Genomic DNA, 7,809 nt, shown 5'->3' with positions numbered 1-7,809 from the left:
TTGACATGTATCGCAATATCTTGGCAAACATACTTGCCGAGCACTTTGTGGGCTTTAATGGCTGGAGCGAAGAGCAAGCGATTGAGCTTGGGTACAAGGTGTTGCGCGGCAACGTCGAAGAAATTTTCCCCTCTCGAGCGAGCGGTGACACCACGGAGTCCGCTGTTGAAACTTCCGCCCAGGAACCAGACGGTGCCGAGGATCTCGGCTCGATTGGTTTCGCCGATGCCGCACTTGCCGCGTCCTCCGCTGCGTTGACCGGAGAAGCGATCGGTGTGATCGAAGTCGATTCCGAATCGAGCGAATCAGACGAATCGGACGAGGAGGTTTCGGTGTTGGAAACGATCGAGATCGACGAGGATTTTGAACCGCAGGATGAACTCGATCCGCTGCCCAACGAAGATGAACTGGGGGCGGTGGATGTCGTGGACGTCGAACTAAAGGATCCTTCGTCGGATCGTCAATCGGTGGATTCCGATGCGATCGAAAGCGAAGCTGATCCCGATCCACTTGATGTCGGCGATTTGTTTGCCGATGACGATGCAGACGCCAGCCAGGAAGCTGCGGCGGTCTCTGCGACGACGTCCGAGGACCCCTACGCCACCGTGGCCGACGAATCATCGTTGGGTGATGATGATTTCAGCATCGATTCGCCGGCGGCGTCAGCTGAGATCAACCCGTTGCGGGGCGAAGAGTCGTTTTCGCTCGACGAGGATTCACTACGTCTGCAGCCGGATCCGCTGACGGGTGAATTGACATTTCCGGCTCCCACGGACGCGGAGGGTGAAGATGCGTCGTCCGAACGAACCGCCGCCGATGACGACACCCTCGATCAGCTTGGGATTGGGTTTGTCGAAGAGGATGGTGAGGAACAAGTGCGGTTTGAGGCAACTTCAGAGATCGAAGATCCCGAAGAACCAAAACGATAAGCCACACCGTTCGACTAAGAACTGCACCGCTTCGGCAATGAGTTCGGCTTCGCGTCCGTCCCCGGGAAAAACGGAAAACCGTTATCCGTCACGGGACTGAAACACGACCGTTTACGCGTCGCGGCTGACAAAACGTCGAGCCGCGAGGTCGTCCGCTACATCGATCGATCATTTCGCCAATCTTATTTCTGTTTGGCGATGATCCGGTTGATCGCGTTCAGCATCGCCAGGATCGTGCTCTCGACACTATCGGTGCTGGCTCCGACGCCGCGATGACTCTTGCCTTTGTGCTCGACTTCGAGGTTGACTTCGCCGATCGCGTCGCGGCCCAGTGTGGCACTGCGAACTCGGAAATCTTTGCACACCAATTCGATGCCCGTGATCTTCTCCACTGCCCAAAACGCAGCGTCGATCGGACCGTCGCCCTGTTCGACTTCCTCGGTAATCTCGCGGTCGCCATGTTGCAAGGTGACACGGACATGGGGTGTTCGGCCTGTCCCGCTGGTGACTTCGTAATCGACCAGCGTCCACTCTTGGGCAACACTGCCACTGATCTGCTGCTGGATCAATGCAACGATGTCACCGTCATAGATGTCTTTCTTTTTGTCGGCAAGCCGTTTGAATTGATCAAACACGGTTTGCAATTGTTCGCTGGTCAACGTGTAACCGAGCGTTTTGGCGCGGTCGGCCAATGCCGCGCGGCCACTGTGTTTACCCAGCACCAAGTCGGTCTTTGCAACTCCGACGTCATCAGGTGACATGATTTCGTAGGTGCTGCGTTCTTTGAGCATCCCGTCTTGATGGATCCCCGATTCGTGAGCGAACGCATTGCGACCGACGATCGCTTTGTTGCGTTGGACTTGGATCCCGGTCATCTTGCTGACCAATCGGCTGACGGGCACCAATCGCTTGGTATCGATGCGGGTATCACATTGATAGAAGTCGCGACGCGTCTTCAATGCCATCACAACTTCTTCGAGTGCAGCGTTGCCGGCGCGTTCGCCGATCCCATTGATCGTGCATTCAATCTGCCCTGCCCCGGCTTCGACTGCTGCCAGGCTGTTGGCAACGGCCATCCCCAAGTCGTCATGGCAATGCGTGCTCAAGACGGCTTTGTCCATGTTGGGAACACGTTCACGCAGCATGCGAAAGACGTTAAAGATTTCTTTGGGGTTGGTGTAACCAACCGTATCGGGCACATTGATCGTGGTTGCACCGGCGTCGATCGCTGCTTCGACCACTCGGCAGAGAAAGTCGTGTTCGGTGCGACAGGCGTCCTCGGGTGAGAACTCGACGTCGTCACAGTAGTTTGCGGCGCGACGCACGCCCGCGACGGCTCGCTCGACGATTTCGTCGGTCGTCATTCGCAGTTTGAATTCGCGATGAATCGCGCTGGTGGCAAGAAAGACGTGGATCCGTGCTTGCGGCGCGTACTTGACCGCTTCCCATGCCGCATCGATGTCCTTGTCGTTACAACGAGCCAAGCCACAGATGGTGGAACCGCGAACGGTTTGCGCGATCTGTTTGACCGCTTCAAAATCGCCCGGCGATGCGATCGGAAATCCTGCTTCGATGATGTCCACGCCCAGATCGGCCAGCGCCTGAGCGACCTCGAGTTTTTCGACCAGATTCATACTGGCACCCGGAGATTGTTCGCCATCACGCAGCGTCGTATCAAAAATACGGATCATGCGTGAATCGGACGAATTCGAGGGGGTCTCGGCCGCTTCATTGCCCTCAGGGGACTGTGACATCGCAGTGGTTCCTATTGGAATGGGTAGTCAGTTAGCGAAAACAATAAAAAAACCCGGGTCGCTTGGCGACTCGGGTCTCATGTGTTTTTGAATTTGCCACTCAAAAAGTGGCTAACAAAGCCTCATCACCCGCCGCCGAAGCGTCGCAGCAGTAGCAGCGATAGGAGAATGAGATTGTTGTTCATGGCAGTATCATACTTAGAGAAGCCGACCCACGTCAACGGTTCACGATTTTTGCCCGGATAATTCGAAAAAGGGGACTTGGAACGCACCGTTAGAAGTCAATTTAGGGTTGGTCGTAGCGGAAGTCGTCAAGACTTTCGTTGTATTTGCCAAACGAGCCGAAACTCACGCGCGAGTTCCACTACCCAAAAATGATGCTGCGACAAAGCACTACGCGGCGGTCGCCTTCGGAATCTTCTTGCCTTGCAATTGGTAGACGTAGCGAAGCACTTCGGCGACCGCTTGGTATTGGTCCGCAGGTATCGAATCGCCGACGTCAACCGTCTTGTACAGCACTTGGGCGAGCGGTTTTCGCTCGACCACCGGAATGCTGTTCTCCAGCGCCAGACGGCGGATCCGCTGTGCGATCACCCCCGCCCCTTTGGCTAATACGATCGGAGCAGGCATCGTGGTCGGATCGTACTGAATCGCAATCGCCAACTCGGTCGGGTTGGTGACCACCACGTCGGCTTTGGGGACTTCGCTGCCAACTCGCTGCATCATCATTTGACGCTGCACTTGACGACGACGCGCGGCGACTTGGGGATCGCCCTCGGTTTCTTTCATCTCGTCTCGCATCTCTTGGTCAGTCATCATCAACTCTTGCTCGTTTTTCCATTTCTGGAACGCGTACTCAAGAACCGCCAACACGAACAGAGCACCGCCCACCCAAACGCAGGTTCCAATCAACGCGTCAAATAACACGGTGGCGATTTGGGGAACCGAGAGGGCCGCGAGTCCGAGGATCGAATCTTGGTATTTGCGGACCGCGTAATAGGCGACCACGCTGATAATGGCGACTTTAAACGAACCAAATCCAATCTTGGCGACGCCCTGCATCGAAAGAATACGTTTGGCACCGGACAACGGGCTGATGTTACTCAGTTTCGGTGTGATCTTTTCGGGTGCAATCAGTAGCCCCGTCTGCATCACATTGGCAAGCACTCCGGCGATTAGCATTGCCAACAACATCGGTGTCGCTGCGATCGCTAAACGGCCTCCGGTCGTCAACAACCAATGCGAGGCATCCTCGGTTCCGAACGGCGTGATGCGAGGCGTCGACAGGGCATCGGCAAGCGCCGTGGCAAGGGTTTCCGCAGCAGGGCCGCCCAGCATCCACAAGGCTCCAAGTGCAGCTAGCAACAGAGCGGCGGAGGTCAGGTCTTGGCTGCGAACCACTTGGCCTTGTTCGCGAGCCTGCCTGCGCCGCTTCTCGGTCGCTGAATGCTTCTTATCACCACTACTGTCAGACATGTTCGGTCGCGATTGCCTTTTTTACGTTACCAAAGTTTGCCAAATTTTGCTGCCACGGCCACTAGTTCTTGCTCAAAGATCAAACCCACCGAACCGATCGTCAGCGTGGTCACCACCAACAGTGCCAATGCGTTGATGCTAAGCCCGATCGCCAGCACGTTGATTTGTGGCAGTGTTCGGCTGATCAATCCAGTCAACACGTTGCTTAACAACAATGCGGCCACCACGGGGGCCGAGACACGAATGCCAGCCGTCATTCCGGCGGTCATCTGGTCGACCACCAACGTCATCATCGAGTCGTCGAACGTGACTCTGCCCGCAGGCATCGCTTCGAAACTGTCAACCAAAATCCCCAGCAACATCCGGTGCCCCCCAACGCCCAGCATGACGGCGGTGACCAGCAATCCGATCAAACGAGCCAACGTTGGCATACTGCTTGACGTGGTTGGATCCACAGCATCGCCCAATTGCATACCGCCGGTGCCAGTGATCGTTTCGCCCGCAAGTTGTAATCCGGTGACGATCAATTGGATGGTCGATCCAATCAATAATCCGATCAACCCCTCACGAGCCACGGCGATCGTCAGTTCAAGCAGATTGTCGATTCGAGGCAGCGAGTCATTGTCGACATGGGCCGCGACCGGCGGAAGCAATAACATCGTGATCGCAATCGCCAATAACGCGCGTACCCGCTTGGGGACTCCCACACCGATCGCGGGCATCGAGATCAACAGCGTACTGAGCCGCGTTAATACGAGCACCGCAAGGACAAGATGATCGATCGCCCATTGGACCAGCGACGGAAAATCGGACGGTTCCATTACGGCGACCCTGCGCTCTCAAACACATTTCGCGTGAATTCGACCATCCGGCTCATTAACCATGGCATGCAGGCGATCATGACCGCCGCCATCGCTAGAACCTTGGGCACAAATGCCACCGTTTGGTCTTGGATCTGAGTCAATGCTTGCAGCAAACCGATCAACAATCCGGCGCCCATGCCGACGATCAACATCGGGGCCGCAATCACGACCGCAGTCATCAATGTGGTTCGGCAGAGGTCGACCGCAGTAGGAGCGTCAATCACAAACGTAAGCCTTAAACGAGAGTTCCAAAACTGTCCATCAACATCTGAACCACCAAACGCCATCCGTCGACCAAGACGAACAACAGCAATTTGAATGGCAGCGAGATCACAGCAGGGGGAAGCATCAGCATCCCCATCGAGATCGTCACGCTAGCGACGACGAGATCGACAATTAAAAAGGGCAGGTAAATCTGGAAGCCCATCAAAAATGCGGTCTTCAGTTCACTTAGGATGAATGCGGGCAACAGCACTCGCATCGGTACATCGGCGAACGTGCTCGGCAGCGGCGCGTCGGGATCCATGTAACCGTAAAACAAATGCACGTCTTCATGATTGCCGGCCACATCGATTTGGTTGGACATGAATTCACGAATCGGAATCGAACCGGCTTCGTAAGCTTCTTCCATCGACATTTTGACGTCGGGATCGGTGTACGGTTTGACAGCGTCTTCGTAAACACGCGTCCACACCGGAGTCATCACGAATAACGTCATGAACATCGCGATGCTGGTCATCACCTGGCTGGGCGGCAACGATTGCAGCCCAATCGCTTGTCGCAATAACCCAAGCACGATGATGATGCGGACATAACAAGTTGTCATCAACAGCACCGCTGGTGCTAGGCTCAGCACGGTCAACAACAGCAAGACTTGCAAGCTGCTGGCTAAACCTTCGGGGCTGGTCCATTGTTCGGGCCCGCCACCGAGGACGTTCAGCGATTCCGCGGCAATTTTGACCGGTTCTTGCTGCACAATCGTCGGCTGTTGAGCCGCTGCGGTCGGCGCAAGCACCATCGCAGTGATCAGCAGAATCAGTGGTATTGCAAGCAGTCGGATCAAACCAACGTCGCTCCATCAACGCGAGACGCCTTCGGCAAAGAGACCCTTGGACTTTAGGGAAATTTGCCAAGAAAGCGAAAGAGCGATTCAGCCCCTCCGGCGTGTTGAAGCCCCGGCTTGTCGAGGAAACGGCCGTTGGGAAGTAAAAAGGGCGGCTACTTTACAATCCGCCAACAGCGGTGGATCCGCCGATTCCGGTACTCTTCGGGGACCGTTTGATTGCTGATCTCGTGGACCGTCGTCGCCGGAATCTCCGCCGGATCGAACTTAAAACCACGGAAATTGTTCGAGAAATAAATCACTCCGTTAGGCTTCACGAGTGCTAGCAATTGATTTAGAAACGGCACGGCACAGGTCTGCACGTCCCAGTCGTTTTGGGTGCTCTTGCTGTTGGAAAACGTCGGCGGGTCAAAGACAACCAGGTCGTACAGTTCAGCGGGCTTGTGATCGTTGACGAACTGAACGGCATCGATCGCGAAATATTCATGTTCAGGCCCATCAAATCCGTTTCGCCGCATGTTTACTTTGGACCACTCGATATAGCGTTTCGACAAATCGACGCTGGTCGTCTTTGCGGCGCCACCCGCAGCTGCATAAACGCTGAACGAACCGGTATAGCAAAATAGATTCAGGAAATTCTTGCCTGCCGCCACTTCGCGGACCATTTGCCGAGTGACGCGGTGATCCAGGAATAACCCCGTGTCGACATAGTCGGCCAAGTTGACCAAAAATTTCAGTCCTCCCTCTTGGACTTCGATCCGCGAATCGGTCTCGGCGACCTTTTCGTGCTGTTTGGTTCCCCGCTGCCGCTCGCGTTTCTTCAAGTAAACGTTGTTCGCAGGAATTTCCAGCGTCTCACCCGCCGTTTTTGCCATCAAATCGAGCCACTCGGAATGCTCGGCCGGCTCGCGATCGTGCGGCCGTTCGTACTCGGTGATGTGCAAATTGTCTTCGTAGCGATCGACCACCAACGGGATTTCCGGGATATCGCGTTCGTACAGTCGATAGCATGTGATCCCACGACGCGTGGGATAACGTCGTAAATGGCGAGCTCGTTTGCTCAGTCGGGTAGCAAACAGGTTGGCTTGTTCGATTGTTTTTTGGGAATAGGAGGAGCTGTTCTTCATACAGATCGGCTTGAGAGGGGATCCGAAAAGGGGGACTGACCCTCTCCGGCGAGGCAAAAAACTCAATGAAAATGGCTTGTTTCCAAAGGGTCAGCCCCCTTTTCGGATACGCCCTGAGGTTTTTTCGTTTGACTTCGTTTTGGATTTGCTGGCATTCGACCAACGACTGGCGATCATCGTGTCGATGACCAATTGGGTGAAGTGGTACATCAGCATCGGGATCACGCTGACGCCACAATCGATGGCGATTTGCAGCCCAATCGTCAGCGTTTTTTGGCTGCCGGCGATCCCGACCGCAATCTGACTCTCGCGGTCCGCCCGGACCACCCGTGCGGCGAAGACGCCAAACACGAGTGCCGCGACGTGCAGCATCGCCACCGAGACAAAAAGCTGTCCAATTTGGATGCCAAATAGCGAGGCATTCTCCTGCATCGCTTCGCGGACCACCATGGCACTCGCGATCGATCCGAAGCCCACCATCGACAGAATACCGAGCTGGGCAAGGAACGATAAGCGGAGCTTTTGGCGATCTGCCCATTCCGCGAGTCCTGCCATCCGCATCGTTTGCGCCAACACGATGGGAATAACCACGACCCA

7 protein-coding genes and 1 pseudogene are annotated in these 7,809 nt (G+C 55.4%); 1 reads left to right on the top strand and 7 read right to left on the bottom strand.

What is annotated here, in order from left to right; translation table 11 throughout:
* A pseudogene (locus ABX962_RS24280) lies at positions 1–929 on the top strand (glucuronate isomerase); the annotation flags it as partial.
* A 182-nt stretch (positions 930–1,111) separates the two neighbouring features.
* Here ABX962_RS24280 and ABX962_RS24275 read toward each other — a convergent pair.
* From ABX962_RS24275 to ABX962_RS24245, 7 genes are all read right to left on the bottom strand, one after another.
* A complete protein-coding gene (locus ABX962_RS24275) occupies positions 1,112–2,683 on the bottom strand; it encodes a 2-isopropylmalate synthase (protein ID WP_372723103.1) in 1,572 nt (523 codons plus the stop codon).
* Positions 2,684–3,076: 393 nt separating this feature from the next.
* Entirely contained in the window at positions 3,077–4,159 is a 1,083-nt protein-coding gene (flhB, locus tag ABX962_RS24270) for a flagellar biosynthesis protein FlhB (protein WP_372723101.1), read from the bottom strand.
* A gap of 26 nt (positions 4,160–4,185) precedes the next feature.
* Positions 4,186–4,980: a flagellar biosynthetic protein FliR gene (locus ABX962_RS24265; RefSeq protein ID WP_372723099.1), complete on the bottom strand. Its 795-nt coding sequence runs from the start codon at positions 4,978–4,980 to the stop codon at positions 4,186–4,188.
* Positions 4,980–5,243, bottom strand: coding sequence for a flagellar biosynthetic protein FliQ (locus tag ABX962_RS24260; protein WP_372723107.1), 264 nt, complete (start codon positions 5,241–5,243; stop codon positions 4,980–4,982). Before ABX962_RS24260 ends, ABX962_RS24265 begins: the two co-directional genes overlap by 1 nt.
* Positions 5,244–5,257: 14 nt before the next feature.
* The gene (gene fliP / locus ABX962_RS24255; protein WP_372723105.1) at positions 5,258–6,052 is read right to left on the bottom strand and encodes a flagellar type III secretion system pore protein FliP; all 795 of its coding nucleotides are present in this window, start codon (positions 6,050–6,052) and stop codon (positions 5,258–5,260) included.
* 188 nt (positions 6,053–6,240) lie between these two features.
* Positions 6,241–7,212 carry a class I SAM-dependent methyltransferase gene (locus ABX962_RS24250; protein WP_372723097.1) on the bottom strand — a complete coding sequence of 324 codons (972 nt, stop codon included), beginning with the start codon at positions 7,210–7,212 and terminating at the stop codon, positions 6,241–6,243.
* A 90-nt stretch (positions 7,213–7,302) separates the two neighbouring features.
* Positions 7,303–7,809: bile acid:sodium symporter (locus ABX962_RS24245; protein WP_372723095.1), on the bottom strand; the 507-nt coding region annotated here is incomplete at its 5' end.

Source organism: Novipirellula sp. (assembly GCF_041583735.1).
Lineage (GTDB): Bacteria > Planctomycetota > Planctomycetia > Pirellulales > Pirellulaceae > Novipirellula.
This window is presented reverse-complemented; position numbering and strand designations above follow the sequence as displayed.

What these genes read in the sequence shown, in the direction of transcription:
- ABX962_RS24250 (WP_372723097.1), bottom strand. Translation starts at nt 7,212, where the DNA reads ATGAAGAACAGCTCCTCCTATTCCCAAAAAACAATCGAACAAGCCAAC.
- ABX962_RS24265 (WP_372723099.1), bottom strand. Translation starts at nt 4,980, where the DNA reads ATGGAACCGTCCGATTTTCCGTCGCTGGTCCAATGGGCGATCGATCAT.
- flhB (WP_372723101.1), bottom strand. Translation starts at nt 4,159, where the DNA reads ATGTCTGACAGTAGTGGTGATAAGAAGCATTCAGCGACCGAGAAGCGG.
- ABX962_RS24275 (WP_372723103.1), bottom strand. Translation starts at nt 2,683, where the DNA reads ATGTCACAGTCCCCTGAGGGCAATGAAGCGGCCGAGACCCCCTCGAAT.